Origin of the sequence: Bacillus sp. 2B09, assembly GCF_003946835.1 — a bacterium.
Taxonomy (GTDB): Bacteria; Bacillota; Bacilli; order Bacillales; family Bacillaceae; genus Bacillus; species Bacillus altitudinis.
On record NZ_RPSG01000010.1, the window covers coordinates 79476 to 105467 of the forward strand.

The following is a 25992-nucleotide window of genomic DNA, read 5'->3' on the forward strand; positions in this document are numbered from 1 at the left end:
CTTTTGGTCTAAGCGGCCCTATACGGGCAAGGAGCAATAAATTATATTACTCACAATTGTATATTATAACAAATTACTTGGCCTATGACAAGAACCTATACGTTAAAACGGAAATGAATGACGTCTCCATCTTTCACTATATATTCTTTACCTTCTAAACGAACTTTACCTGCTTCTTTTGCAGCAGACATACTTCCGCCAGCTAGTAAATCTTCATAAGCCACCGTTTCAGCACGAATAAATCCACGCTCGAAGTCCGTATGAATGATTCCAGCACATTCCGGCGCCTTCATTCCTTTTTTAAATGTCCAAGCGCGCACTTCTTGCTCACCTGCTGTGAAATACGTAGCTAAACCTAGAAGTGAATAAGACGCTTTAATCAGCTGATCTAGACCTGATTCTTTAATGCCAAGCTCTTCAAGGAACATTTGCTTCTCTTCTCCTTCAAGCTCTGCAATTTCAGACTCAATCTTCGCACAAACGACGATGACTTCAGCGTTTTCGCCAGATGCAAACTCACGAATTTGCTGTACATATTCGTTTCCGTCCTGATCTGCTACTTCGTCCTCACTCACATTTGCTACATACAGAATAGGTTTTGACGTGAGTAAATGAAGTTGCTTCACAAGCTTCTGCTGCTCATCTGTAAATTCAACCGATCTTGCAGATTTTCCAGCTTCAAATGCGTCCTTCAGCTTTTCCAAAATATCAAATTCAGCTACCGCTTCCTTATCTTTTTGTTTCGCAAGCTTACTCACACGAGTTAAACGCTTTTCAACCGTTTCTAGATCAGCCAAAATCAATTCTAAATTAATCGTTTCAATATCTGACACTGGGTCAACCTTACCTGACACATGTGTAATGTTATCATCAGCAAAAGCTCTCACCACGTGACAGATCGCATCTACTTGACGAATGTGAGAAAGGAATTTATTCCCTAAACCTTCTCCTTTAGATGCACCTTTCACAATACCAGCAATATCAGTGAATTCGAAAGCAGTCGGAACTGTCTTTTTCGGCTGCACTAATTCTGTTAGTTTTTGCAAACGCTCGTCTGGAACTTCTACAATTCCGACGTTTGGATCAATGGTACAGAACGGATAGTTAGCAGACTCCGCTCCAGCCTGTGTAATTGCATTAAATAGCGTTGACTTCCCGACGTTAGGTAAGCCAACAATACCAGCTGTTAAAGCCATTCTTTCATCTCCTCTATATGAAACGTGCTCGTTATACTGCGTAATATGAACCTAGAGCAATTATAAGTAGGTTTACATGAAAAGACAAGCTAACCATCATGCATTTTCAATAGAAGAAACATTACCAAAAAGACTAAATCGGAGCTTTAAAATAAGAAATTGCATCTGTTTCTCTGAACAAAAGACAAATTTCATCAAAAAAGCATGAGGCCTACTTAAGCAGTTGGCTCCTCATGCTTGACGAGAATTTTCTTCATTTTTCGTTCAAAATCTCTTCTTGGGATCATCACGCTGTGCCCACACCCTTCGCATTTAATACGAATATCCATGCCCAAACGAATGACTTTCCACCGATTGGCACCACATGGATGGGGTTTTTTCATTTCAACGACGTCATGTAACCCAAATGCTTTGTCTGCCATCAGCATTCACCTCTCTTGCTCACTTCATTAAATCTATTGTACAAAAAAACGCCGATGGAGAGCAATGCACAAAATAAAGAGCCGCTGTCATGTATCAATCCCGTTCTTTTTTATAGAAAAAACCCTTCTTTTAGATCATTTTATTTGTGACCAATAGTTACTTAAACTCCGCTTTTTTTCAATATTGTCACAAACACTGTAGGTCAAAAGGTTTTTATTGGTAGAACGCTGTGGTTTTTCCATATTTTTTGATTTATGATATCTGCATAAATGTTATGTGAGGGAGCAGGTACGATGGTCAATCGAAAGGATAGATTAACCGACAAAGATTATAAAATCATATCCGATCACGCTGGAAACGCAGAGAATTACCAGCAGAACCATACGATAGAAGTAGGTCAGCATACGCTCACTGTCAACGATTTTCTAAAAATAGATCATCAATTATATGGTTTAACGATGCAGCAGGAACAGTCAGATGAGTTCATTGTCGCGTTTCACTGTCCTCTGCCAAAACAAATGACGGTGACATCGACACAAGATGTTCAAACGGCTACCCAATCATTGTTAAAAACGGATTATGCCTACCCCATTGAAAGAAAATCCTTAGCCGGAAAGCAAGATCATGTCTTTTTTAAAGGGAAGGAATACATCGAGGACGTCTGTCAGAAGCACCCGAATGCAACCATCTATCTCACTGGACAAGCGCTTGCCGGTGCTGTTTGTGCTTATATTGCAACAGAACAGCCAGCTGTCAAAAAAGCCATCACATTCGATAGCCCAAATATATGGAGCAGCCTGGCACCTTCCATTCAGCAAAAAGCAGTAGAAGGAAAATACACCCATGTTCTCACAGAATATATTCAACCCAATCATTATGTAGGTTTACTCAATCGCCATGATCATGGAGTTGGACAAGTCAAGTACACCGTACCGCCCCGGGAGCAGGGATCGGTCCAAGAATCCATAAAATATAAACCAAGAGAAATTGACACCTTTTTAAGATCAGCTTTTGCATCGATGAATATAGAATGGAACGAATCATTTGATACAAATGCATTTTTAGCTCTCGTTTCAGGAGAGTTCAAAGTAAATGGATATTCATTCCATTCGAATGGAACCGCTCGTATTTTAGATGAACAGCTTGATCACAATACAAGTTTTACAGCGATGCTTTTACAAGAAATCCATTCAGGCCGTGCATATGCACAAAGCGGGCTTGAAATTATCATAAAATCCCATTTACTAAAAAATTCATCTTATGATCTACAAAGTATTATTGAACATGAAGTACACACTGTATTTGAGAAAATAGATGGAATTGATGATAGTGTAAAAGATGCCGTCCATCATGTAAAACAAGAACTGAAAGGACTTGTCGGCTTTGGTCACTATGATTTATTAACCCATAGCGATGTAGAAGCACTGTTAGAGGAAGTAAGGATGGAGCAGCCGCAATCATCCTTTTATTCTCATGAAAAACAACTGAATGCCTTGTACACCTTGAGGGACTACGAACAAGAACTTTCCACCCTTTCAAGACATATGTACACAATGGGTGATGACTATGCCAAGGCAGATAGACGCCTTGCGATGCAAATGGGTATTCGTTAAGAAAGGAGTCGCCATATGATCAATCAAAATAAACCTCCTAGTGACGCCCAGCGTTTCTTGCAAAATGTGAGTGCCCGCCGCTCCATGTCTGTATTCGAAAGTCAATCTGCACCACAAACACAATCGCAATCACCAGAAGAAATTGCCGCTATTCAGGCCATGCGCAGAGAAGGACAACGAAAAGATTTAAAGCGATTGCTGAAAATGCGGCTTCACGATGAATTGGCAAACACACGCATGCACTTGGAGTACCAATTGTCCAAAACAGAAGACATGATGAACCAGACAACCATTGTCAAACAGCATGTATCCCAGCATTTAAAGGGACAAGCCATCTCAGAAATAGAGGAACGCATGCAGCGTCTCCAGCACATGCCTGTATATGACGATATCAAGGAAGCGATTGATTCCATTCGGATAAAATAAGCACTTCTCTTTGAAAGAGAGGTGTTTATTTTATTTTATCAGTATAATTTTTAGAACGAAAAAATATCTTTTTACTTAAAATCGGATACAGCATTAAACAGACAAGTAAATAAAGATTGAGCAAGCTGTAAATCGGATACAAGAAAGCAATCAAATCAGCAAATCCAAGAGAGGTTAAAGGTGCCATCAAAAGAAGCATGATGAATACAATGAACCAGCGGGGCATTCGTACAAAAGAGAGCATGCGGCTGGATAAACCAAATAATCCCGCAGCGGTTGTTGTATAAATCGCTAAACAAAGAACAATGGTCATAAACACAAACAATGATGTTGGTGCCCCCTCTAATACTGTAAACAAAGGAATCCCCTCTGCTGAAAGACTCCCAGAAATATCAACTAGTATTTCGTTATACACATAAGAAATGACACCAAAAATCAAACCGCTTAATATACTCGCAACCTTGGCCTCTCCAAGCCCCTTCATTTCTTTCCCCACTGAAGACAGCACCGCCACAACAGATAATATATTCAAAGAAGCAAAGACGATACTGGCAGGCCAATTGTATTGCTGGCCAAAATCAATTCTCCACATATGATCATGATTCATATAATAAAAAACAAACGCATAGATGAGCCCCGCCACCAAAATTGGTATAATGAAAGCATTCACAGATAAGAGCCCTTTCACATCCCAGAAAAAAATCATAAATGAGAATAAACAAAATGCACCGATTCCAACCCAAAATGGCACATGATACATCTCAAGTGTCACCCCGCCACCGGCAATCATGACTGTTGTTGTCGTGAATAGATAAAGAACAATTAAAATATCATACACCTTGGCCAGCCAAGGACCTACAAGACGCTCTAACACCGGCACAAAATGATCGGCACGAACCTCATAACTGATTTTTAACACCACATAGGTAGACAGCATAAACATGAGCGTAAACAGTAGAATGGCTAGTCCGCTATCAAGGCCAAAAAACTGCCAAATTTCTTGACCGGAGGCATATCCCGCTCCTATCAAGCTTCCTAAAATTAAAAGCGTCCACCTTGAACCAGCCTTCCACACAATCATCACCTCATAGGTATAGAATTAAGCTTGTTTCCGTATACTGATACTAACTACTATGACAAGGAAGTGAGACCTATGAATAGCAAGAACGGTCTTTTTTTAAGAAATAGGGTGAAAGAATACGTGTCCCATACGGATACAAATGCCATTCAGCAGCTTAAAAGTATTTTATTCTCGCATCTCCAGAAAGCAGGAAAAAGACCCGTTGCCATCGTCTGCATAGGAACAGACCGATCAACCGGTGACTCTCTAGGTCCACTTGTAGGAACAAAGCTTTCAAGTCTTGATTTAAAAAAGCTGCATGTATACGGCACTCTCTCTGACCCAGTGCATGCGGTCAATTTAAAGGAAAAGCTCGCTGAAATTGAACAAGCTCATAAACACCCATTTATCGTAGCCGTTGATGCCTGTTTAGGGAGAGTGAAAAGTGTAGGATCGTTTCAAATTGGAGAAGGACCGTTAAAGCCCGGTGCAGGTGTGCAAAAAGAGCTACCAGAAGTAGGAAATATTCATATTAATGGAATCGTCAACGTGAGCGGTTTTATGGAATACTTCGTTCTCCAAAACACACGTCTTCATCTTGTAATGTCTATGGCCAATACACTTTCTGAAAGTCTATCCCACATTGATCAAATGGATTGGACGAGAGAAAAAAGCCGTTCTCTCTTTACCCCTATTCAAAATATCACGGGAAGAATATAAAAAAGACCATCTCATATCAAGATGGTCATTCCGATGATTCTCTCGTAGAAAGCAATTCAAGGATTCTTTCTAAATCTTCATTTGAGAGAAATTCAATCTCAATTTTCCCTTTTTTCTTCTGTTTCTTGATCGTCACTGAAGTACCAAAGTAATTTTGTAAGAAAGATTCTCTTTCTTTCAACACGCGATCCTTTGGTGCTTCTTTTTTCTTTGTTTCACGTGGAACATTTTCATTTAATTGCTGAACAAGTTTCTCAACCTGACGGACATTCAATCCTTCGTCCACGACCTTCTTTACCAATGGCGCCAGCTTCTTTTTGTTTTTCAAACTAAGCAGCGTGCGTCCATGTCCCATGGATAATGTTCCATCCGCAATCAGCTTTTGTACTTCATCCGGTAATGTTAATAAACGAAGGTGGTTCGCAATATGCGGTCTGCTTTTGCCTAATCGCTTGGCTAATTCCTCTTGAGTCACACTTAAGTGATCTAGTAAGGAGGCATAGGCTTCCGCTTCCTCTAATGGAGATAAATCCTCGCGCTGTAAGTTTTCTAAAAGAGCGATCTCCCTCATCAGTGTTTCTGAAAATTCCCTGACGATCGCAGGAATCGTTGTCAAACCAGCTTGTTGTGCTGCACGGAAACGGCGTTCTCCTGCGACAATGTCATATCCTTTAATCGATTTACGAACAATAATCGGCTGTAAAACACCATGCTGCTGAATCGATTCTTTGAGATCAGACAATGCATCATCATCAAACGTTTTCCTTGGCTGATAAGGGTTCGGGCGCAAATCCTTCAACTTAATTTCTTCGACAGTTTCTTCATTGGAATCCACATTGTTAAATAGCGCATTAATACCCTTTCCAAGACCTTTAGCCATTCGCATCCACTTCCTTTGCTAAGTCTAAATAGACATCTGCACCTCTTGAACGTGGATCATACAAGATAATAGGTTTCCCATGACTAGGCGCTTCACTTAGTCTCACATTTCTCGGAATCACAGTCTGATAGACTTTATCTCTAAAGTATTTTTTTACTTCTTCGATGACTTGGATTCCAAGGTTTGTTCTTGCATCCAGCATTGTCAGTAAGACACCTTCAATGGCAAGGTCGGTATTTAGATGTTTCTGCACAAGACGAACCGTATTCAACAATTGACTCAATCCTTCAAGCGCATAATACTCACACTGAACCGGTATTAAAACAGAATCGGATGCAGTTAACGCATTAATCGTCAGTAATCCAAGCGATGGCGGGCAGTCAATAATCATATAATCATAATTTTGCTTCACAGATTCAAGTGCTCTTTTCAGCCTCACTTCACGTGAGATCGTAGGCACAAGCTCAATTTCCGCCCCTGCAAGCTGTATCGTCGCAGGAATGACATCAAGATTTTCGACCTCTGTCGTCTTAATCACATCAAGTACATCTGCATCGTCTACTAAAATATCGTACACGCACTTCTCTACGTCTGCCTTCTCAATCCCAATACCACTCGTGGCATTTCCCTGCGGATCAATATCAACTAACAACACTCGTTTTCCTATGTATGCTAAACACGCACCCAAATTAACAGAAGTTGTCGTCTTCCCAACGCCGCCCTTCTGGTTGGTAATCGCTATGATTTTCCCCACGATGTCACCCACTTTCAACTTAACAAGTTTCTCATTCATTCATACTTCCTATTCTATCAAAAAAAGTATGAAACGTTTGCTTTTTTTGTTTCCCTATTATAAATTCGTGAATGAATCTGTGTTTCCGTACATGAATAGTTGCATAAAAATGCGTTCTAAAGATATATTGATATATTTTTTCAAAGAAAATAACGAGACAAAAAAACCCCACTTTCATGAAAAGTGAGGGAGATACAATCAAAAGTTTAATCCGCCAATTTTACGACCTTCGCTCACAATGACTTTAGGTGTCACTGTTTTATAGTTCTTCTTTTTCAAAAACCCATAGGGTGCTTTAATGGTAAATGTGGCATGTCCAACAGCGTCCCCGGTTTTCGCGTAAGCCTGCCATACAATCTTTGAACAATAAGTAGGGTCCAAGGATTGAATAGACATAGTGATCGAATATCGAGCCTTCGGATGGTCTTTCACGTAATCGTGCGCCCAATCCCCAGCTAAATCTGCCTTTTCCTGATGATTAATCCGAATCACCTTTGTATTGGCACTATAGCGAAACCAGCTTTGAATGGAATCAATATTGGGATGCTGCCGGAACCCAGGAATGGATGCATAGCTTTTCTCATTAATGACGATGCCTGCATGACCAATTAAACCATTCAAAGCACCAGTGCTCGTCACCAATATATCCCCTTTTTGAGGCATAATATCGGTTCCAGGATACGGTTTACCAAAAAGATGGCGAATGGTATTCGGTCTTTCATCTGTTACCATTTCATCCTGTTTGTTTTGCCTTAAACCATAGTTCTCCAAATCATCATCAGCTGTGATCACATCGATCGCATCGTCCTGAGACGCTTGCTCTTGATTTAATTGTTGAACCGTTACATCTGTCGAAACCACACCTTGTTTCTTCAGAGTACTCAGTTCTTCTTTCGTAATCGTTTCTTCCGCTGAATGGGTCTCATGATTCGTTGACGTGCTCACAGCAAACACAGTCGTTTCATTTGAAAAAAGAGAAAAAGAGATTAGTAAATAACAGATAATAGCAAAAATAGTCTTTTTCATTTTCATCGGTTACATGTCACCTCCCTTCTACTATGAAAATCATATTTTACCAATTAATTAATAATAAGTAAATATCATGAATTGAAGGGAGAGAAAGACAAAAAAGCTGACGAGTAATGCTCATCAGCTTCTTTCTATTTAGGAATTCGAATCGTTAATTGGATATATTCCTCAAATTCTTCTTCCTCGGTATTTATTTTAAGTCCGCTGTCTTCTACCATGTGGAGAGACTGACGAATGGTATTCATCGCAATTCGCGTATCTCGGCTAAACGCCTTACGTTTCGGCTTCGGTTTGCGATCTGTTTTTTGTTCAAGCATCTTCACTACACGCTCTTCAGTCTGTTTCACATTCAGCTGCTTTTCGATGATTTCCTGCAACAGCGTGATCTGTAATTCTGGCAGCTTTAGAGGTACAAGTGAACGGGCATGTCTCTCTGAGATTTTTTTCTCCAAAATGGCTTGCTGTACTTCTTCAGGCAACTTTAAAAGTCTTAGTTTGTTTGCAACAGTCGATTGTCCCTTACCTAAACGCTGAGCAAGCGCTTCTTGCGTTAAATCATGAAGCTCTAAAAGACGTGCATAAGCATGAGCCTCTTCAATTGCAGACAGCTCTTCTCTTTGCAAATTTTCAATCAATGCCACAGATGCCGTTTCCGTATCAGTAAAATCTTTTATAATAGCGGGGATCTTCTCCCATTGAAGAGTTTGTACCGCTCTCCAACGTCTTTCGCCGGCGATCAGTTCATATTTTCCTTCTTCTTCTGTTGGTCTAACAACAATCGGTTGAATAATGCCATGGGTATGAATGGTTGTGGCCAGCTCTTGTATCTTTTCTTCTGAAAAAATGGTGCGTGGCTGAAAACGGTTAGGCATAATTGTGTCGACCGGGAGCTCCTGTATCTCTTCCTTTAATGTTTCATGCTCAGCAATCTCTGCCTCTATTTCGGTATCACGCTCAGGATGTTCTTTGTCACCAAGCCCGAAGAAGCGTGAGAGTGAATGCTTCATGAACCTACACCACCTTTAAAAACTACCTTTTTATAATTCTATTTTCTCATGTTTTTTCCTTCTGTAAAATCATAAATATTGAAGAAAAACCGACCTTTTACATGATCAACCCTCTATTGGTGATTTATTAGGTGTTCCTGGTTTTCTAGGATATTTTTTTGGTGTTTGTTTTTTCTTTTCAATGACAATGATGTTCCGTTCACTTTCTTCTAAAGGAAGAACAAAGGAATGCTTTTCAACAACCTCTCCTCCGAGGACAGTGACGGCTTTTTTTCCTGCTTGCATCTCTTCTTCTGCAGCAGATGCTTTTAATGCAACAAACAATCCTTCCTTTTTCACAAGAGGCAGGCATAGTTCGCTCAAGACAGATAAGCGCGCAACTGCTCTAGCGGTGACAAGGTCATAGCTTTCACGTTGATCTTTACGTTGTCCAAAGGTCTCCGCACGATCATGATAAAAAGTAGTATCTTGTAAGTTTAACCCTTTTGCTAACTCATTGAGAAACGTAATGCGTTTCTGGAGAGAATCAACAATGGTCACATGTAGATGAGGGAAACAAATTTTAAGAGGAATGCTTGGAAAACCAGCACCAGCTCCAATATCACAAATTGTTGTCACATTGTGAAAATCAATAAAAAATGCTGCTGATATCGAGTCATAAAAATGCTTTAAATATACTTCTTCCTTTTCTGTAATGGACGTTAAATTCATCTTCTCGTTCCATTCTACAAGCATATGGAAGTAAGTTTCAAATTGTTCAAGCTGCACTGGAGAAAGAGTGATCCCTTTCTCCTCTAGTGCTGCTGTAAATTGTTCAATGTTCATGCCGACATCCTTTCTACTCTGCTATCTTCGCAATACGTCCCTGCTCCAAATACACTAAAAGGATAGAAATATCAGCAGGGTTAACGCCTGAAATACGAGAAGCCTGTGCAACAGAAAGCGGTCGGACTTCTTTTAGCTTTTGCTTCGCTTCAGTTGCAATCCCTTTGATGGCATCATAATCGATTCGATCCGGAATCTTTTTGTTTTCCATCTTTTTCAGCTTTTCAACTTGTTGGAGCGACTTTTCAATATAACCTTCATATTTAATTTGAATCTCTACCTGTTCACACACATCAGCAGGAAGCGGTGTGTCAGCAGGAGCTAGTTTCACAACAGATTCATAGTTCATCTCTGGACGCTTCATCAGATCACTTGCTCGAATACCGTCCTTCAATTCACTTCCACCAAGAGAACGGATATATTCCTGTGTCTCTGCTGTAGGTTTAATAATGACAGAATATAAACGTTTTTTCTCTGCTTCAATGGCCTCTTTTTTCTGTGTGAATGCTTGGAATCTCTCTTCAGAAATTAAACCAATGTTATATCCAAGTTCAGTTAATCTTAAATCAGCATTGTCATGACGCAGAAGTAAGCGGTACTCTGCACGAGAAGTTAAAAGACGGTAAGGTTCATTTGTACCCTTCGTGACAAGATCATCAATGAGAACACCGATATATGCATCAGATCGGCTTAAAATGACTTCTTCTTTACCCAATGCTTTTCTTCCTGCATTGATACCTGCCATAATTCCTTGACCTGCTGCTTCCTCATAACCAGAGGTACCATTAATTTGGCCAGCTGTATATAATCCAGAAATTTTCTTCGTCTCAAGTGTCGGCCACAATTGTGTAGGCACAATCGCATCATACTCAATGGCATAACCCGCTCGCATCATTTGTACATTTTCAAGCCCTGGAATGGTTGACAGCATTCGCTGCTGTACATCCTCTGGCAGACTTGTAGATAAACCTTGAACATACACTTCTTGCGTATTACGGCCTTCTGGCTCTAAGAAAATTTGATGTCTCGGTTTATCATTAAAACGAACCACCTTATCCTCAATAGACGGGCAGTATCTAGGGCCTGTTCCTTTAATCATACCTGAATACATAGGAGAACGGTGAAGATTCTCATCAATAATTTGATGAGTCTCTAAACTCGTGTATGTTAACCAGCATGGTAATTGATCTGTAATATATTCCACAGTTTCATAAGAAAACGCACGTGGTACATCGTCACCTGGTTGAATTTCCGTCTTACTATAATCAATCGAGTGGCTGTTTACTCGAGGTGGTGTCCCAGTTTTAAAGCGAACCAAATCGAATCCTAATTCTGCTAGATGATCCGATAATTTAATGGAAGGCTGCTGATTATTAGGACCGCTTGAATAAGAAAGATCCCCTAAAATAATGCGGCCTTTTAAGAAAGTACCAGTCGTTAGAACAACAGACTTCGCGCGATAATTTGCACCTGTTTGAGTCACAACACCTTTACATTCATCATCTTCTACAATTAAATGGTCTACCATCCCTTGCAGCATTGTTAGGTTTGGTTCATTTTCCATTGTTTTTTTCATTTCGTGCTGATATTGAAACTTATCTGCTTGCGCTCTTAACGCACGGACAGCAGGTCCTTTCCCAGTATTCAGCATACGCATTTGAATATGCGTCTTATCTATATTTCGTGCCATTTCTCCGCCTAGCGCATCAATTTCTCTGACGACAATCCCTTTAGCGGGACCTCCTACGGACGGATTACATGGCATAAAAGCAACCATATCGAGATTGATGGTCAATACAAGTGTTTTGGCGCCCTGTCTTGCAGAAGCAAGAGCAGCCTCAACACCAGCATGACCGGCACCGACGACGATTACATCATATTGGCCAGCTTCATAACCCATTTCTTTTGTTCCTCCCTTTACTTTCCTAAACAGAATTGAGAGAATAACTGATCGATTAAGCTTTCATGAACAGCATCCCCAATAATTTCACCTAGCTGCTCCCAGCAGCGTGTTAAATCTATTTGAACAATGTCGATCGGTACATCCATTTCAATTCCTTCTAGAGCATCTTCAATCGATTGTTTTGCTTCTTGAAGGAGCGCAATATGCCTAGTATTGCTCACATACGTTAAATCTCCACTTTCAATTGAGCCTGTGAAGAATAAAGATTGAATGGCCATTTCAAGCTCATCAATCCCTTTTTCTTGTAATAAAGATGTTGTAACAACCGGACGATCCTTCGCTAACTCTTTTACCTTTTCTACATCAAGTTTAGGCTCAAGATCTGTCTTATTGACAATCACAATAATATCCATACCTGAGACAGCCTCAAATAGCTTAATATCTTCCTCAGATAACTCTTCACTATAATTGAGCACAAGTAAAATCAGGTCAGCTTCTTTTAAGACCTGTCTTGATCGCTCGACCCCAATACGCTCAACAATGTCTTCAGTCTCACGTATACCCGCAGTATCTACTAAACGGAGCGGTACTCCTCTTACATTCACATATTCCTCGATGACATCTCTGGTTGTTCCAGGAATATCGGTCACAATCGCCTTTGTTTCCTGAACAAGACTATTTAATAAGGAAGACTTCCCAACATTTGGCCTTCCAATAATAACAGTAGATAAGCCCTCACGTAGGATTTTCCCCTGCTGTGAAGTCGTTAGAAGCGATTCAATTTCCTTTTTCACAGAGGTCGCCTTTTCAACTAAGACTCGATGTGTCATTTCTTCCACATCGTCATACTCTGGATAATCAATATTCACTTCTACATGGGCAAGTGTCTCCAATATCTCACCACGAAGACGTTTAATCAAACCAGAGAGACGTCCCTCCATTTGAGTAATTGCGACATTCATCGCACGGTCAGTTTTTGCACGAATCAAGTCCATTACGGCTTCTGCTTGTGACAAGTCGATTCTTCCATTTAGGAAAGCACGTTTTGTAAACTCACCTGGCTCCGCTAATCTCGCTCCTTCTTTTAAAGCAAGCTGCAAGACTTTATTGACCGTGACAATTCCGCCATGGCAGTTGATCTCAATAACGTCTTCTCTCGTAAATGTTTTTGGCGCTCTTAATACAGACACCATGACCTCTTCTATCACTTGCTTGGTACTTGAATCTACAATATGACCATAATGAATTGTATGAGAATCCACTGATACAAGTTTTTTCTCCTTAGGCCCCTTATACATGCGATCAGCAATCTGAACTGCATCAGGCCCGCTTAAACGTATAATGGCAATTGCCCCTTCACCCATTGGTGTAGAAATTGCTGCAATTGTATCCACCGCTCATTCACCTCTTTCTCTATTCAATAGACAGTCTTATATCTATTAAATGGACGTTGTCCATCTCTATATCAAAAACGCTTAATCCAAAATTTAAAGATACCATAAATGCATGCGAAGCGAAAGTAGCCCACATTTAATTATCCACAGTTTTGCACCCTGTCTATTTTAACACTTAACTTATCCACATGTGAATAACGACGTTCTAAACTTGTCTTCACATCTTACACCTAAATCCAATAAATTAAAACGCCCTTCTCCCTTTGCAACTAAGGGACAACGACGTTTTCGATCTAAATAACACACTAACTTTTTAGAAATAAAGGAGGAATCTACTATTAAAAGGTAATTTTTCAATAAAAAAAGACTAAAATCCAGCTTTGCTGAATCTTAGCCTTTCTGCTATTTTTTATACAGCACCACAACATGACGCTTGGTGCCTGTATCTTCGGATGCCGTGGCAAGTTCTTTAGAAAATGCTGCAATCGTATCATGAACGACTTTTCGTTCATTCGAAGGCATCGGTTCTAAATGAACCTTTCTCTTCGTTTTTAAAACACGATTTGCCGTTTTGATTGCGTATTGTTCAAGTGCTTCTTGTCGTTTCTTCCTATAATCTCCAATATCAATTGTAATATGATGATACTGATCAGAATAACGATTAAACACTAACTGCACCAATGTTTCTAAAGAATACAGTGTTTGTCCTCTTTTTCCAATCATTAATGAAGTTTTGTCTCCATCAATGTGAAAAGAGATCTTTTTCGTTTCTTTTTTCGAAACAATGTTTGCTTTAGGATCAATTGATTTAACAATTTTATCTAAATACTGTGTTGCTAATTTGAGCGCATCTCGCTTTTCTACTAACTTGACAACAGCTTGTCTTTTACCAAATAATCCTAAAAATCCTTTGTTTCCTTCATCTACTATTGTGATATCTACTTCTTCTTGTAGTAGTTGAATTTGTTTCAGTCCGGAATCTACTGCTTCTTCGACTGTGCGACCGACAGCAGTTATTTCCTTCATTTTTTGTTCCCGCCAGCTTTTTCTTTTGTATCAACTTTTACTTGAGGTGTTTTAATGACCAAAGTTTGAATGATCATGAAAATGTTACCTACAACCCAGTACAGTGAAAGTGCCGCTGGGAAACTGATTGCAAATACAATGATCATAATCGGCATCACCCAAAGCATAATCGCCATTTGAGGGTTGTCCGAAGGATTTCCAGCCATCATTAGCTTCTGCTGAATAAAAGTAGCTACACCTGCAATAATCGGTAACAGGAATAATGGATCTGGACTGCCTAAGTCAAACCATAAGAAAGTATGTTTCTTGATTTCAGCTGTTCTCATGATCGCATGATAAAAACCAATTAAGATTGGCATTTGAATTAAGATTGGGAAACACCCTGCTAATGGATTTACACCATTCTTTTGGAAAAGAGCCATTGTTTCCTGTTGAAGCTGCTGCTGTGTTTTTTGATCTTTTGAACTATATTTTTCACGAAGCTTCTTTAGTTCTGGCTGAAGTGCTTGCATTGCTTTTGTACTTCTTAATTGTTTAATCATTAATGGTAAAATAAGCAAACGAATTAAAAGAGTTACAATAATAATCGCTACACCATAGTTTTCACCAGTTAAGTTTGCCATGTAAGTGATTAATTGAGATAGCGGGTATACAATGTAAGAATTCCAAAATCCCTTACTATCTGATGTGATTGGTTCATTGATTTGTGTACATCCTGCCAATAGAACCAACACGCCAATCAAGCTAAATATTAGTAATAATCGCCTTTTCAACAAGATTCCTCCCATTACTTCAAACTTTATTTAAGTTGGAATTGATTACGAAAGTGACTCACCTAATCAGTATGGTAACATTTTTTCATTACAAAGTGGTGGTTTCATTTTAATTCACTAGATGAAGGAAGCGCTTTTAAAAATTGATTCAACGAAAGTTTCTATTACGAAGACTTTTTCGGTTGTTGTTGATAAACAGCGGATTTTCTAAATAAATGCTGGAGAGACTTCTTTGTTTCTTCAAAGGTCAATTCGCTTGCTGGTTTTCGTGCGATAACAATGTAGTCTTTTTCTTGCTTTAGCTTATGACCTTCCTCTAAGAACACCTGACGGATCAATCGTTTAATCCGGTTTCTTATCACTGCATTACCTATCTTCTTACTGACAGACAATCCCAAACGCAGTTCTTCTTGATTTGGTTGATCCAGCTGATAAATGACGAATTGGCGATTAGCCATTGATTGACCTTTTTTGAACACTGTTTGAAACTCTTCATTTTTTTTTAGCCTGTTTCGCTTCTTCATGTTTTCTTCCACTCCGATAAAAACTGACAGTTCATTTACGATTTTATGTAAAAAAGACCACTGACATTATTCAGTGGCCTAAGCTGATAATTTTTTTCTACCTTTGCTGCGGCGTCGCTTTAAAACTAGACGTCCGTTTTTAGAACTCATACGGCTGCGGAAGCCATGAACTTTACTACGCTTACGGTTATTTGGTTGAAACGTTCTTTTCATTTATGACACCTCCCTGAGGAATAGCTGTTTAAGACAGTCTAACTCATTATATTTGTGTAACCCATCGATTGTCAATATCAATGATAAAACTCTTATTATCAACCTTATAAGCATAACACAAGTTATCAAGTGAAGAAACCTTCTTTTTTAGTTTCCAGCATTTTATTCTTTTTTTCCTTCAAAAAAACCTTCAAAACAAGGTTGTGGATATTTTTTCGGCATATTTTGACTATCCACATCCATTATCGACATTTTTTTCACACAAATAACCTATGTGGATAATTATTTTTCAACAGGATGTAAAGTGTGTGGATAAGTTTGTGACACCCATTGCACCATCTTGTTTATTTTGATATTATATTTGTGTTTTAACTCTTAATTACTTATCTGGCCTATTTATCTTATCCACAATTTGTGGATAACCTGTGGAAAGTTATTACACAGCTTGTTGAATTGTTTATCCACAACCTGTGTAATTTGTCGAAAAGACGTTTTTCTACTATATTAATTGTTTTCAACAAAGTATGTGCACGAATGGTGATGACCATTTGCTCTTTTTCGTGTTCTATAACAGTTTGATACTGGTCATTTTAAAAAGAAAAGGAGGGGGGAGAAGCCTTATGGAAAATATTTTAGATCTGTGGAATAAAGCACTTCAAAAAATAGAGACAAAATTGAGCAAACCTAGTTTTGAAACATGGATGAAGTCCACTAAAGCCCATTCTCTTCAAGGAGATACGCTGACTATTACTGCACCTAATGAATTTGCAAGAGACTGGCTCGAGTCAAGATATCTTCACTTAATTGCAGATACCATCTATGAACTGACAGGCGAAGAGCTCAGCATCAAATTTATCATTCCTCAAAATCAGGACGAAGAGGAAGCCATGCCAAAATCTCCAATCAAAAAAATGTCGAAAGAAGAACCCGTTGAAATTCCACAAAATATGCTGAATCCAAAATATACATTTGATACTTTTGTTATTGGTTCAGGCAACCGTTTTGCTCATGCCGCTTCACTTGCAGTCGCAGAAGCACCAGCAAAAGCATATAACCCGCTTTTTATTTATGGGGGCGTTGGTTTAGGAAAGACTCACTTAATGCATGCGATCGGTCATTACGTCATCGACCATAATCCATCAGCCAAAGTGGTCTATCTATCATCTGAAAAATTTACAAATGAATTTATCAACTCAATCCGGGACAACAAAGCAGTCGATTTCCGTAATCGCTATCGGAATGTAGATGTGCTTTTGATAGATGATATTCAATTTTTAGCAGGAAAAGAACAAACACAAGAAGAGTTTTTCCATACATTCAACACACTTCACGAAGAAAGTAAGCAAATCGTCATTTCTAGTGACCGGCCGCCAAAGGAAATTCCGACACTTGAAGACAGATTACGCTCTCGATTCGAATGGGGCTTAATTACAGACATTACCCCGCCAGATCTAGAAACGCGTATTGCGATCTTACGTAAAAAAGCAAAAGCAGAAGGTTTAGACATTCCGAATGAAGTCATGCTTTATATTGCCAATCAAATCGACAGCAACATTCGGGAACTGGAAGGTGCTTTGATTCGTGTTGTTGCTTACTCTTCTTTAATCAATAAAGACATCAATGCTGATCTAGCAGCTGAAGCCCTAAAGGACATCATTCCTTCATCAAAACCTAAGGTGATTACAATTAAAGATATTCAAAGAATTGTAGGGCAGCAATTTAATATTCGATTAGAAGATTTCAAAGCGAAGAAACGTACGAAATCAGTTGCTTATCCAAGACAAATTGCGATGTATCTCTCTAGAGAAATGACAGATTCCTCTCTACCTAAAATCGGAGAAGAATTTGGCGGACGAGATCATACGACCGTCATTCATGCTCATGAGAAAATTTCAAAATTAATCGTTGAAGATGAACAGCTTCAGCAGCATGTCAAAGAGATCAAAGAACAACTAAAATAATCAAGCTGATAAGATAAGTACGGGAAAATGTGAATAACTAGAGCATAGTCATACACAGTCTGTCCACATGTGGATAGGCTGTCTTTCCTTTCTTTCTACTGACTTATCCACATATTCACAAGCCCTACTAGTACTTCTATGATTTTTATTAAATAAATATATATACATGTCATTAAGAAAAATTAGGAGGACCACTATGAAATTCACGATTCAAAAAGATCGTCTTGTTGAAAGTGTCCAAGATGTATTAAAGGCCGTATCCTCTAGAACAACGATTCCTATTTTGACAGGGATTAAAATTGTTGCATCTGACGAAGGGGTTTCTCTCACAGGGAGCGATTCTGATATCTCAATCGAATCTTTTATTCCTCAAAGAGATGGAGATTTAGAAGTCATTACAATTGATCGACCAGGAAGTATTGTGCTGCAAGCCCGCTTCTTTAGCGAAATCGTTAAGAAACTGCCTATGTCTACTGTCGAAATTGAGGTAGAACAAAATCATCTGACCATCATCCGCTCTGGTTCAGCAGAATTTAATTTAAACGGCTTAGATGCTGAAGAATATCCGCATCTGCCACAAATTGAAGAGCATCATGCTTTTCAAATTCCAACAGATTTGCTTAAAAACCTTATCCGTCAAACGGTTTTCGCAGTGTCCACCTCAGAAACACGACCTATCTTGACAGGTGTAAACTGGAAGGTTGAAAAAGGTGAATTAATATGCACAGCAACGGATAGTCATCGTCTTGCTTTAAGAAAAGCGAAGTTGGATATTAACGAGGAAAGCTCGTACAATGTGGTCATTCCTGGAAAGAGTTTAACAGAGCTAAGTAAAATTCTTGATGATGGACAAGATCTTGTGAGCATCGTCATTACGGAGACACAGGTTCTCTTTAAAGCGCAGAACGTGCTGTTCTTCTCAAGATTGCTGGATGGTAATTACCCAGATACAGCTCGCCTCATTCCGCAAGAAAGTAAAACGGATGTAGTGGTGAATACGAAAGAATTCCTTCAAGCGATTGATCGCGCGTCACTTTTAGCAAGAGAAGGGCGTAACAACGTTGTGAAGCTTTCTGCTGATCCTGCGCAAAGCCTTGAAATTTCTTCTAATTCGCCTGAAATCGGTAAAGTAGTTGAAACGGTGCAAGCAGATGACATTAAAGGGGAGGATCTCAAAATCTCTTTCAGTCCGAAATATATGCTTGATGCTTTAAAAGTATTAGAGGGAACAGAGATTCATGTCAGTTTCACTGGCGCAATGAGACCATTCTTATTACGCACGCCAAATGATGATTCCATTTTGCAATTGATTCTTCCAGTTAGAACGTATTAATTTGGTCTAAAATGGCTGCTGTGTGAGCGCACAGCAGCTTTTTTCCTCGTTTCCTCAGCTTTCTTTCATCCCAGTTCGCTTTCCCCCTTTCCTTCTTGTCTTGTTTTTTAGTACAATTAGATATTAGTGATATTGAAAGAGGTCGATACAATGCCTAATCTGATAACGATTGAAACAGAAATGATTACATTAGGGCAGTTTTTGAAATTAGCCGAAGTCATTCAATCTGGTGGAATGGCGAAGTGGTTTTTAAGTGAACATGAGGTGTTCATCAATCAAGAGCCAGATAATAGACGGGGACGCAAATTATACCCAGGTGATGTTGTCGAGATAGAAGGTCACGGCACATTTCAAGTTGTGAATTAGAAACGGGTGACAATACATGTACATTCAAAGTCTGGCGTTAACTTCATACCGAAACTATGAACACACCGAGCTTCAATTCGACAATAAGGTGAATGTGATGATTGGTGAGAACGCCCAAGGTAAAACGAACCTGATGGAAGCGATCTATGTATTGTCGATGGCAAAGTCTCATCGTACGTCAAATGATAAAGAACTTATCCGATGGGACGAAGACTATGCTAAAATAGAAGGTAGAGTCATCAAAAAAAATGGTCCACTCCCCATGCAGCTCGTGATCTCAAAAAAAGGAAAAAAGGGCAAGGTCAATCACATTGAACAACAGAAACTCAGTCATTATGTTGGTGCCTTGAACACCATCATGTTTGCACCAGAGGATCTCAGCCTTGTGAAAGGTAGCCCGCAAATCCGCAGAAGATTCCTCGACATGGAGATTGGACAAGTGTCTGCTGTCTACTTGCATGATTTATCGCTCTATCAAAAAATCCTCACTCAGCGAAATCATTACTTGAAACAATTGCAAACAAGAAAGCAAACGGATCAAACGATGCTGGAGATTTTAACAGAGCAGTTGATTGATGCGGCAGCGAAGGTTGTCAAAAGACGACTGACTTTTACGAAACAGCTCGAAAAATGGGCGCAGCCGCTGCATTTTGGGATTTCAAGAGAGCTGGAAACGCTCACGCTCCAATACCAGACGGCCATAGAGGTATCAGAAGCGTCAGACTTGTCGAAAATAAAAAATAGCTATGAAGAATCGTTTCAGAAACTAAGAGACAGAGAAATAGACCGAGGGGTGACGCTATGGGGGCCTCACAGAGATGATCTTCTTTTCTTTGTGAATGGTCGGGATGTTCAGACATATGGCTCTCAAGGGCAGCAAAGAACAACAGCTCTTTCACTAAAGCTGGCAGAAATTGATCTGATTCATGAAGAAATCGGTGAATACCCAATTCTTCTACTCGATGATGTTTTATCTGAACTTGATGATTACAGACAGTCTCATTTGCTCCATACCATTCAGGGACGTGTACAGACCTTTGTCACCACTACGAGTGTTGAAGGCATCGATCACGCCACCCTGAAAGAAGCGGAAATTTTCAGAGTAGCCAGTGGAAAAGTAATTGACTGATAAATGAGGTGTGAGTCTTGTATATTCATTTAGGTGATGATTGTGTTGTTTCTACACGAGAGATTGTCGCAATTGTTGATTACAAAATGAGGTCATCTTCTGTTGTAGAGGAATTTCTTCAAAAACAAGAAGAACAAATCATTTCATTGTCTCATGGGACACCCAAATCCATCGTCGTCACAACTGAATCCGTGTATTACTCTCCTCTTTCCTCAAGCACGCTCAAAAAACGTGCTTCATTTGTGATTGAAATTGAAGTCTAAAAGCTCAATTCATATAAATATATCGTTTAAGAAAAGTGTAGGTGAATGTACGTGGCAATGGAACAGCAACATAATAGTTATGATGAAAATCAGATACAGGTGCTCGAAGGACTAGAAGCGGTTAGAAAACGTCCAGGAATGTACATTGGGTCAACCAGTGCAAAAGGACTTCACCATCTTGTATGGGAAATTGTCGACAACAGTATTGATGAGGCTTTAGCTGGTTATTGTACAGACATTACAGTGCAAATTGAAAAAGATAATAGCATCACAGTGAAAGATAACGGCCGCGGAATTCCTGTTGGGATTCACGAAAAAATGGGGCGTCCTGCTGTAGAAGTGATTATGACGGTTCTTCACGCTGGTGGTAAATTTGACGGCAGCGGTTATAAAGTATCTGGCGGTCTGCATGGTGTAGGGGCATCTGTTGTTAATGCGTTATCTACGACCTTAGATGTGACTGTATACCGTGATGGAAAAATTCATTATCAACAATTCAAACGCGGTGTTCCAGTTGGAGATTTAGAGATCATTGGTGAAACAGATGTAACAGGGACAACCACTCATTTTGTGCCAGATCCAGAAATTTTCACTGAAACCATTGAATTTGATTACGACACACTTGCTAACCGTGTACGTGAGTTAGCTTTCTTAACAAAAGGCGTCAACATCATCATTGAAGACTTACGTGAAGGAAAAGAGCGAAGAAACGAATACTGCTATGAAGGCGGTATTAAGAGCTATGTAGAACATTTGAATCGCTCGAAGGAAGTCGTTCATGAAGAACCAGTTTACATCGAGGGTGAAAAAGACGGAATCACAGTTGAAGTTGCACTGCAATACAACGATTCCTATACAAGCAATATTTATTCTTTCGCCAACAACATCAACACATATGAAGGCGGAACACACGAAGCTGGCTTTAAAACCGGTCTGACGCGTGTCATCAATGATTATGCTCGTAAAAATGGCGTATTCAAAGATGGTGACTCGAATTTGAGCGGAGAAGATGTACGAGAAGGCTTAACAGCCATTATCTCTATCAAACATCCAGACCCTCAATTCGAAGGACAAACGAAGACAAAGCTCGGTAACTCAGAAGCAAGAACCATTACCGACTCCCTCTTCTCCGAAGCACTTGAGAAATTCCTCTTAGAGAACCCTGATGCTGCAAAGAAAATTGTGGAGAAAGGTGTGATGGCAGCTCGTGCAAGAATGGCTGCCAAAAAGGCACGTGAGCTGACAAGACGTAAAAGTGCACTGGAAGTCTCTAGCTTGCCTGGGAAACTGGCAGACTGTTCTTCTAAAGATCCTTCCATCTCTGAGCTTTATATCGTAGAGGGAGATTCTGCGGGCGGATCTGCTAAGCAAGGTCGTGATCGACATTTCCAAGCGATCTTACCGTTAAGAGGGAAGATCCTAAACGTTGAAAAAGCCCGACTAGATAAAATTTTATCTAACAACGAGGTTCGTTCAATGATTACAGCGCTAGGGACTGGAATCGGAGAAGACTTCACTTTAGAGAAAGCACGTTATCACAAAATTGTGATCATGACTGATGCTGATGTTGATGGAGCGCATATACGGACGCTACTCCTAACATTCTTCTATCGCTACATGCGTGAAATTATTGAAAATGGTTATGTGTATATTGCACAGCCGCCTTTATATAAAGTGCAGCAAGGAAAACGTGTTGAATACGTGTATAACGATAAACAGCTAGATGAACTGTTAAAAACACTGCCTCAAACACCGAAACCTGGACTTCAGCGTTATAAAGGTCTTGGAGAGATGAATGCTACTCAGCTTTGGGAAACAACAATGGATCCTGATGCGAGAACACTTCTTCAAGTGACACTTGAGGATGCAATCGATGCTGATGAGACTTTTGAAATGCTAATGGGAGATAAAGTAGAGCCGAGACGTAACTTTATCGAAGAAAATGCACAATACGTAAAAAATCTTGATATTTAGATAGGTATCCCCCTTGAGAGCAACCTTATTTCTTGTTTGGAATAAGGTTGTTTTTCAAGAAACAGGGGCGTGAAACGAATGTCCTGGTTTTCTGCGTTTCGTTGATTTTCTAGTAAATAAATGTGTATAAAGGCAAGATTATTGATATAATGGAGAATAGTCTTGTGAAGATAAATACATATTTTACTCCCACATAATTTATTTCATGTGATACGTAAAGGGAGGTTCTTATAGTGAGTGAACAACATACACCAAATGTACGCGAAGTGAATATTAGCCATGAAATGCGTACGTCCTTTTTAGATTATGCAATGAGTGTTATTGTTTCGCGTGCATTACCAGATGTGCGAGACGGATTGAAGCCCGTGCATCGAAGAATTTTGTATGCGATGAATGACCTAGGTATGACAAGTGATAAACCATTTAAGAAATCTGCACGTATCGTTGGGGAAGTTATCGGTAAGTACCACCCTCACGGTGATAGCGCTGTATATGAAGCGATGGTTCGGATGGCGCAAGATTTCAACTATCGTAATATGCTGGTTGAAGGGCACGGGAACTTTGGTTCTGTCGATGGAGACGGTGCAGCAGCCATGCGTTATACCGAGGCACGTCTTTCTAAAATTTCGATGGAGATCCTGCGTGATATCACAAAGGACACCATTGATTATCAAGATAACTACGATGGCAGTGAAAGAGAGCCAGTCGTTATGCCTGCTAGGTTCCCGAACTTATTAGTGAACGGGGCAACTGGAATCGCTGTAGGGATGGCAACGAATATCCCGCCTCACCAACTAGGTGAAGTGATTGATGGGGTATTGGCAATTAGTCAAAATCCTGAAATGACGACACAGGAACTAATGGACATCATTCCAGGTCCAGACTTTCCAACTGCGGGACAAATCATTGGCCGAAGTGGTATTCGTAAAGCGTATGAAACAGGACGAGGCTCTATTACATTACGTGCAAAGTCAAATATCGAAGAAACATCTAGTGGTAAGCAGCGCATTGTCATCAACGAGATTCCTTATCAGGTTAACAAAGCTCGTTTGATCGAAAAAATCGCTGATCTTGTCCGTGATAAAAAGATTGATGGCATTACAGATCTTCGTGATGAATCTGACCGTAATGGAATGAGAATTGTCATTGAACTACGAAGAGACGCAAACGTCCATGTTCTATTAAACAATCTTTATAAACAAACGACACTTCAAACGTCCTTCGGTATTAACTTGCTTGCACTTGTTGATGGACAGCCGAAAGTGTTGTCTCTCAAACAATGTCTCGAATATTACCTTGAGCATCAGAAAGTGATCATTCGTCGAAGAACGGCGTATGAATTGCGTAAAGCGGAAGCAAGAGCTCATATTTTAGAAGGCTTAAGAATTGCGCTTGATCACTTAGATGAGGTCATTGCCTTAATTAGAGGCTCTCAAACTGCTGAAATTGCAAGAAATGGTTTGATGGAAAACTATAGCTTGTCTGAAAAACAAGCACAGGCCATTCTCGATATGCGACTCCAGCGTTTGACTGGTTTAGAAAGAGAGAAAATAGAAGATGAATACAAAGGGCTTGTTGACTTGATTGCTGAATTGAAAGCCATTCTAGCAGACAATGAGAAAGTTCTAGAAATCATTAGAGAAGAATTAACAGAAATCAAAGAACGCTTCAATGATACGCGCCGCACAGAAATTGTGACAGCGGGTATAGAAACAATCGAAGACGAAGATTTGATTCCTGTTGAAAATATTGTGATCACACTGACTCATAATGGTTATATTAAGCGCCTGCCTGCATCAACATACCGCAGTCAAAAAAGAGGCGGTAAAGGTGTACAAGGAATGGGAACCAACGAAGATGATTTCGTTGAACAGCTGATCTCAACATCTACGCACGATACGATTCTCTTCTTCTCTAATAAAGGGAAGGTTTATCGAGCGAAGGGCTATGAGATCCCTGAATTCGGACGAACAGCGAAAGGGATTCCGATTATTAACCTTCTTGAAGTAGAAAAGGGAGAGTGGATAAACGCCATTATTCCAGTCAGCGAATTTGATGAAGATTCGTATCTCTTCTTTACAACAAGACACGGTGTATCGAAACGAACGTCATTGTCTCAATTTGCAAACATCCGAAACAATGGTTTGATTGCACTCAGCCTGCGTGATGAAGATGAATTGATGGCTGTTCGTTTAACCAATGGTGAAAAACAAATCATCATCGGAACGAAAAAAGGAATGCTCATTCGTTTCGACGAGACAGATGTTCGTGAAATGGGACGTACAGCAGCTGGAGTTAAAGGGATCACACTTTCTGAGGATGACATCGTCGTTGGAATGGAAATCCTTGAGCCAGATGCAAACGTATTGATCGTAACTGAAAAAGGTTATGGTAAATTAACGCCTGAAAAAGAATATCGTGTCCAAAGCCGTGGTGGTAAAGGTCTGAAAACATGCAAGATCACTGACAACAACGGTCCGCTTGTTGCAGTGAAGGCGACTAACGCTGAAGCTGAAGAAGACTTGATGATTATTACAGGTAGTGGTGTCATCATCCGTATGGCTGTTTCAGATATCTCCACAACAGGCCGAGTCACTCAAGGTGTCCGCCTGATCCGTCTAGGTGATGATGAACATGTCGCTACAGTGGCATTAGTAGAACAATCACCAGAAGACGATGAAGAGAATAGTGAAGAAAACGTAGAAAATGTAGAGTCAGATCAAGAGCAATCTGAGTAAAGATAAAGCCGGTTTTTCACCGGCTTTATTTTTTTTTGAAAAAACATGATTTTTTTTGAAGTTTATAATGCTTTTTTCATAGATATGTGTTAATCTTTCAAAGGAGCAAAAAGAGACTCTATTTTTTATCTCTTTCATAACAAAAACTTCTTAAAAAAATAAAATGTTTTTCAAGAAAAATGTTGACTATTGATAGAGATATATGATATATTTAAGTGGTCGCTTTGAGAGAGTGGCAAACAAGTTCTTTGAAAACTAAACAAGACAAAACGTACCTGTTAATTCGAGTTTTTATAAAAAAATCCTATGATACATCATAGGTAGTCAGTCAAACTGGCGAAAAGCAAAACTTCGGTTTTGTACTTTTTCGGAGAGTTTGATCCTGGCTCAGGACGAACGCTGGCGGCGTGCCTAATACATGCA

24 protein-coding genes and 1 rRNA gene are annotated in these 25992 nt (G+C 39.7%); 11 read left to right on the forward strand and 14 right to left on the reverse strand.

Annotated features, from left to right (window positions below):
• Window positions 1-95: 95 nt before the first annotated feature.
• Both ychF and EBQ12_RS16820 read right to left on the reverse strand, forming a co-directional pair.
• Window positions 96-1196: a redox-regulated ATPase YchF gene (gene ychF / locus EBQ12_RS16815; RefSeq protein WP_007497458.1), complete on the reverse strand. Its 1101-nt coding sequence runs from the start codon at window positions 1194-1196 to the stop codon at window positions 96-98.
• A gap of 215 nt (window positions 1197-1411) precedes the next feature.
• Complete coding sequence (locus EBQ12_RS16820; RefSeq protein WP_008347561.1) at window positions 1412-1618, reverse strand: DUF951 domain-containing protein; 207 nt, start codon at window positions 1616-1618, stop codon at window positions 1412-1414.
• A gap of 294 nt (window positions 1619-1912) precedes the next feature.
• On the opposite strand from EBQ12_RS16820, the gene EBQ12_RS16825 reads away from it, so the two are divergent.
• Both EBQ12_RS16825 and EBQ12_RS16830 read left to right on the forward strand, forming a co-directional pair.
• Complete coding sequence (locus EBQ12_RS16825; protein WP_039169028.1) at window positions 1913-3232, forward strand: phage hydrolase; 1320 nt, start codon at window positions 1913-1915, stop codon at window positions 3230-3232.
• 15 nt (window positions 3233-3247) lie between these two features.
• Window positions 3248-3658, forward strand: coding sequence for a hypothetical protein (locus EBQ12_RS16830; protein ID WP_007497462.1), 411 nt, complete (start codon window positions 3248-3250; stop codon window positions 3656-3658).
• A gap of 25 nt (window positions 3659-3683) precedes the next feature.
• Here EBQ12_RS16830 and EBQ12_RS16835 read toward each other — a convergent pair whose 3' ends face one another.
• Window positions 3684-4739, reverse strand: a complete 1056-nt coding sequence (locus EBQ12_RS16835; RefSeq protein WP_079919768.1) for a YkvI family membrane protein — start codon at window positions 4737-4739, stop codon at window positions 3684-3686.
• Between the two features lie 72 nt (window positions 4740-4811).
• Between EBQ12_RS16835 and yyaC the strand changes: the two genes are divergently transcribed.
• On the forward strand, window positions 4812-5438 hold the full coding sequence (gene yyaC, locus EBQ12_RS16840; protein ID WP_025208343.1) for a spore protease YyaC: 627 nt from the start codon (window positions 4812-4814) through the stop codon (window positions 5436-5438).
• A 25-nt stretch (window positions 5439-5463) separates the two neighbouring features.
• Here yyaC and EBQ12_RS16845 read toward each other — a convergent pair whose 3' ends face one another.
• The 11 genes from EBQ12_RS16845 to rpmH all read right to left on the reverse strand — a co-directional run bounded on the left by EBQ12_RS16845 (window position 5464) and on the right by rpmH (window position 15805).
• Window positions 5464-6318 carry a ParB/RepB/Spo0J family partition protein gene (locus tag EBQ12_RS16845; RefSeq protein WP_035704116.1) on the reverse strand — a complete coding sequence of 285 codons (855 nt, stop codon included), beginning with the start codon at window positions 6316-6318 and terminating at the stop codon, window positions 5464-5466.
• Complete coding sequence (gene soj / locus EBQ12_RS16850; protein ID WP_008360890.1) at window positions 6311-7072, reverse strand: sporulation initiation inhibitor protein Soj; 762 nt, start codon at window positions 7070-7072, stop codon at window positions 6311-6313. Before soj ends, EBQ12_RS16845 begins: the two co-directional genes overlap by 8 nt.
• A 237-nt stretch (window positions 7073-7309) precedes the next feature.
• On the reverse strand, window positions 7310-8143 hold the full coding sequence (locus EBQ12_RS16855) for a YiiX/YebB-like N1pC/P60 family cysteine hydrolase (RefSeq protein ID WP_039169031.1): 834 nt from the start codon (window positions 8141-8143) through the stop codon (window positions 7310-7312).
• Between the two features lie 128 nt (window positions 8144-8271).
• On the reverse strand, window positions 8272-9147 hold the full coding sequence (noc, locus tag EBQ12_RS16860) for a nucleoid occlusion protein (protein WP_024718432.1): 876 nt from the start codon (window positions 9145-9147) through the stop codon (window positions 8272-8274).
• A 105-nt stretch (window positions 9148-9252) separates the two neighbouring features.
• Window positions 9253-9972: a 16S rRNA (guanine(527)-N(7))-methyltransferase RsmG gene (gene rsmG, locus EBQ12_RS16865; RefSeq protein WP_024718431.1), complete on the reverse strand. Its 720-nt coding sequence runs from the start codon at window positions 9970-9972 to the stop codon at window positions 9253-9255.
• A 13-nt stretch (window positions 9973-9985) separates the two neighbouring features.
• A complete protein-coding gene (gene mnmG, locus EBQ12_RS16870) occupies window positions 9986-11872 on the reverse strand; it encodes a tRNA uridine-5-carboxymethylaminomethyl(34) synthesis enzyme MnmG (protein ID WP_039169033.1) in 1887 nt (628 codons plus the stop codon).
• A gap of 17 nt (window positions 11873-11889) precedes the next feature.
• Window positions 11890-13269, reverse strand: a complete 1380-nt coding sequence (mnmE, locus tag EBQ12_RS16875) for a tRNA uridine-5-carboxymethylaminomethyl(34) synthesis GTPase MnmE (RefSeq protein WP_125590806.1) — start codon at window positions 13267-13269, stop codon at window positions 11890-11892.
• Between the two features lie 402 nt (window positions 13270-13671).
• Entirely contained in the window at window positions 13672-14295 is a 624-nt protein-coding gene (jag, locus tag EBQ12_RS16880; protein ID WP_041508099.1) for an RNA-binding cell elongation regulator Jag/EloR, read from the reverse strand.
• The gene (gene spoIIIJ / locus EBQ12_RS16885; protein ID WP_089374159.1) at window positions 14292-15074 is read right to left on the reverse strand and encodes a YidC family membrane integrase SpoIIIJ; all 783 of its coding nucleotides are present in this window, start codon (window positions 15072-15074) and stop codon (window positions 14292-14294) included. The genes jag and spoIIIJ overlap by 4 nt, the downstream gene beginning before the upstream one ends.
• Before the next feature lie 158 nt (window positions 15075-15232).
• The gene (gene rnpA, locus EBQ12_RS16890) at window positions 15233-15592 is read right to left on the reverse strand and encodes a ribonuclease P protein component (protein ID WP_008347592.1); all 360 of its coding nucleotides are present in this window, start codon (window positions 15590-15592) and stop codon (window positions 15233-15235) included.
• A gap of 78 nt (window positions 15593-15670) precedes the next feature.
• Window positions 15671-15805 carry a 50S ribosomal protein L34 gene (gene rpmH / locus EBQ12_RS16895; protein WP_008360908.1) on the reverse strand — a complete coding sequence of 45 codons (135 nt, stop codon included), beginning with the start codon at window positions 15803-15805 and terminating at the stop codon, window positions 15671-15673.
• Between the two features lie 620 nt (window positions 15806-16425).
• Here rpmH and dnaA point away from each other — a divergent pair.
• The 8 genes from dnaA to EBQ12_RS16935 all read left to right on the forward strand — a co-directional run.
• Window positions 16426-17766 (forward strand): chromosomal replication initiator protein DnaA, encoded by a 1341-nt coding sequence (dnaA, locus tag EBQ12_RS16900; RefSeq protein ID WP_008347594.1) that lies wholly within the window; start codon window positions 16426-16428, stop codon window positions 17764-17766.
• A gap of 196 nt (window positions 17767-17962) precedes the next feature.
• Window positions 17963-19099, forward strand: coding sequence for a DNA polymerase III subunit beta (dnaN, locus tag EBQ12_RS16905; protein WP_008347596.1), 1137 nt, complete (start codon window positions 17963-17965; stop codon window positions 19097-19099).
• 150 nt (window positions 19100-19249) lie between these two features.
• Window positions 19250-19465, forward strand: a complete 216-nt coding sequence (gene yaaA / locus EBQ12_RS16910; protein ID WP_008347598.1) for a S4 domain-containing protein YaaA — start codon at window positions 19250-19252, stop codon at window positions 19463-19465.
• A 16-nt stretch (window positions 19466-19481) separates the two neighbouring features.
• Window positions 19482-20594: a DNA replication/repair protein RecF gene (gene recF / locus EBQ12_RS16915; protein ID WP_017368464.1), complete on the forward strand. Its 1113-nt coding sequence runs from the start codon at window positions 19482-19484 to the stop codon at window positions 20592-20594.
• Between the two features lie 17 nt (window positions 20595-20611).
• Window positions 20612-20857, forward strand: a complete 246-nt coding sequence (gene remB / locus EBQ12_RS16920) for an extracellular matrix regulator RemB (RefSeq protein ID WP_008347601.1) — start codon at window positions 20612-20614, stop codon at window positions 20855-20857.
• Between the two features lie 57 nt (window positions 20858-20914).
• Window positions 20915-22831 carry a DNA topoisomerase (ATP-hydrolyzing) subunit B gene (gene gyrB, locus EBQ12_RS16925; RefSeq protein WP_024718422.1) on the forward strand — a complete coding sequence of 639 codons (1917 nt, stop codon included), beginning with the start codon at window positions 20915-20917 and terminating at the stop codon, window positions 22829-22831.
• A 233-nt stretch (window positions 22832-23064) separates the two neighbouring features.
• Complete coding sequence (gyrA, locus tag EBQ12_RS16930) at window positions 23065-25569, forward strand: DNA gyrase subunit A (RefSeq protein WP_046526899.1); 2505 nt, start codon at window positions 23065-23067, stop codon at window positions 25567-25569.
• A gap of 364 nt (window positions 25570-25933) precedes the next feature.
• Window positions 25934-25992: ribosomal RNA gene (locus EBQ12_RS16935) — 16S ribosomal RNA — on the forward strand; the annotation flags it as partial.

What these genes read in the sequence shown, in the direction of transcription:
- ychF (WP_007497458.1), bottom strand. Translation starts at nt 1,196, where the DNA reads ATGGCTTTAACAGCTGGTATTGTTGGCTTACCTAACGTCGGGAAGTCA.
- EBQ12_RS16820 (WP_008347561.1), bottom strand. Translation starts at nt 1,618, where the DNA reads ATGGCAGACAAAGCATTTGGGTTACATGACGTCGTTGAAATGAAAAAA.
- EBQ12_RS16825 (WP_039169028.1), top strand. Translation starts at nt 1,913, where the DNA reads ATGGTCAATCGAAAGGATAGATTAACCGACAAAGATTATAAAATCATA.
- EBQ12_RS16830 (WP_007497462.1), top strand. Translation starts at nt 3,248, where the DNA reads ATGATCAATCAAAATAAACCTCCTAGTGACGCCCAGCGTTTCTTGCAA.
- EBQ12_RS16835 (WP_079919768.1), bottom strand. Translation starts at nt 4,739, where the DNA reads ATGATTGTGTGGAAGGCTGGTTCAAGGTGGACGCTTTTAATTTTAGGA.
- yyaC (WP_025208343.1), top strand. Translation starts at nt 4,812, where the DNA reads ATGAATAGCAAGAACGGTCTTTTTTTAAGAAATAGGGTGAAAGAATAC.
- EBQ12_RS16845 (WP_035704116.1), bottom strand. Translation starts at nt 6,318, where the DNA reads ATGGCTAAAGGTCTTGGAAAGGGTATTAATGCGCTATTTAACAATGTG.
- EBQ12_RS16855 (WP_039169031.1), bottom strand. Translation starts at nt 8,143, where the DNA reads ATGAAAATGAAAAAGACTATTTTTGCTATTATCTGTTATTTACTAATC.
- noc (WP_024718432.1), bottom strand. Translation starts at nt 9,147, where the DNA reads ATGAAGCATTCACTCTCACGCTTCTTCGGGCTTGGTGACAAAGAACAT.
- rsmG (WP_024718431.1), bottom strand. Translation starts at nt 9,972, where the DNA reads ATGAACATTGAACAATTTACAGCAGCACTAGAGGAGAAAGGGATCACT.
- mnmG (WP_039169033.1), bottom strand. Translation starts at nt 11,872, where the DNA reads ATGGGTTATGAAGCTGGCCAATATGATGTAATCGTCGTCGGTGCCGGT.
- jag (WP_041508099.1), bottom strand. Translation starts at nt 14,295, where the DNA reads ATGAAGGAAATAACTGCTGTCGGTCGCACAGTCGAAGAAGCAGTAGAT.
- rnpA (WP_008347592.1), bottom strand. Translation starts at nt 15,592, where the DNA reads ATGAAGAAGCGAAACAGGCTAAAAAAAAATGAAGAGTTTCAAACAGTG.
- rpmH (WP_008360908.1), bottom strand. Translation starts at nt 15,805, where the DNA reads ATGAAAAGAACGTTTCAACCAAATAACCGTAAGCGTAGTAAAGTTCAT.
- dnaA (WP_008347594.1), top strand. Translation starts at nt 16,426, where the DNA reads ATGGAAAATATTTTAGATCTGTGGAATAAAGCACTTCAAAAAATAGAG.
- dnaN (WP_008347596.1), top strand. Translation starts at nt 17,963, where the DNA reads ATGAAATTCACGATTCAAAAAGATCGTCTTGTTGAAAGTGTCCAAGAT.
- yaaA (WP_008347598.1), top strand. Translation starts at nt 19,250, where the DNA reads ATGCCTAATCTGATAACGATTGAAACAGAAATGATTACATTAGGGCAG.
- recF (WP_017368464.1), top strand. Translation starts at nt 19,482, where the DNA reads ATGTACATTCAAAGTCTGGCGTTAACTTCATACCGAAACTATGAACAC.
- gyrB (WP_024718422.1), top strand. Translation starts at nt 20,915, where the DNA reads ATGGAACAGCAACATAATAGTTATGATGAAAATCAGATACAGGTGCTC.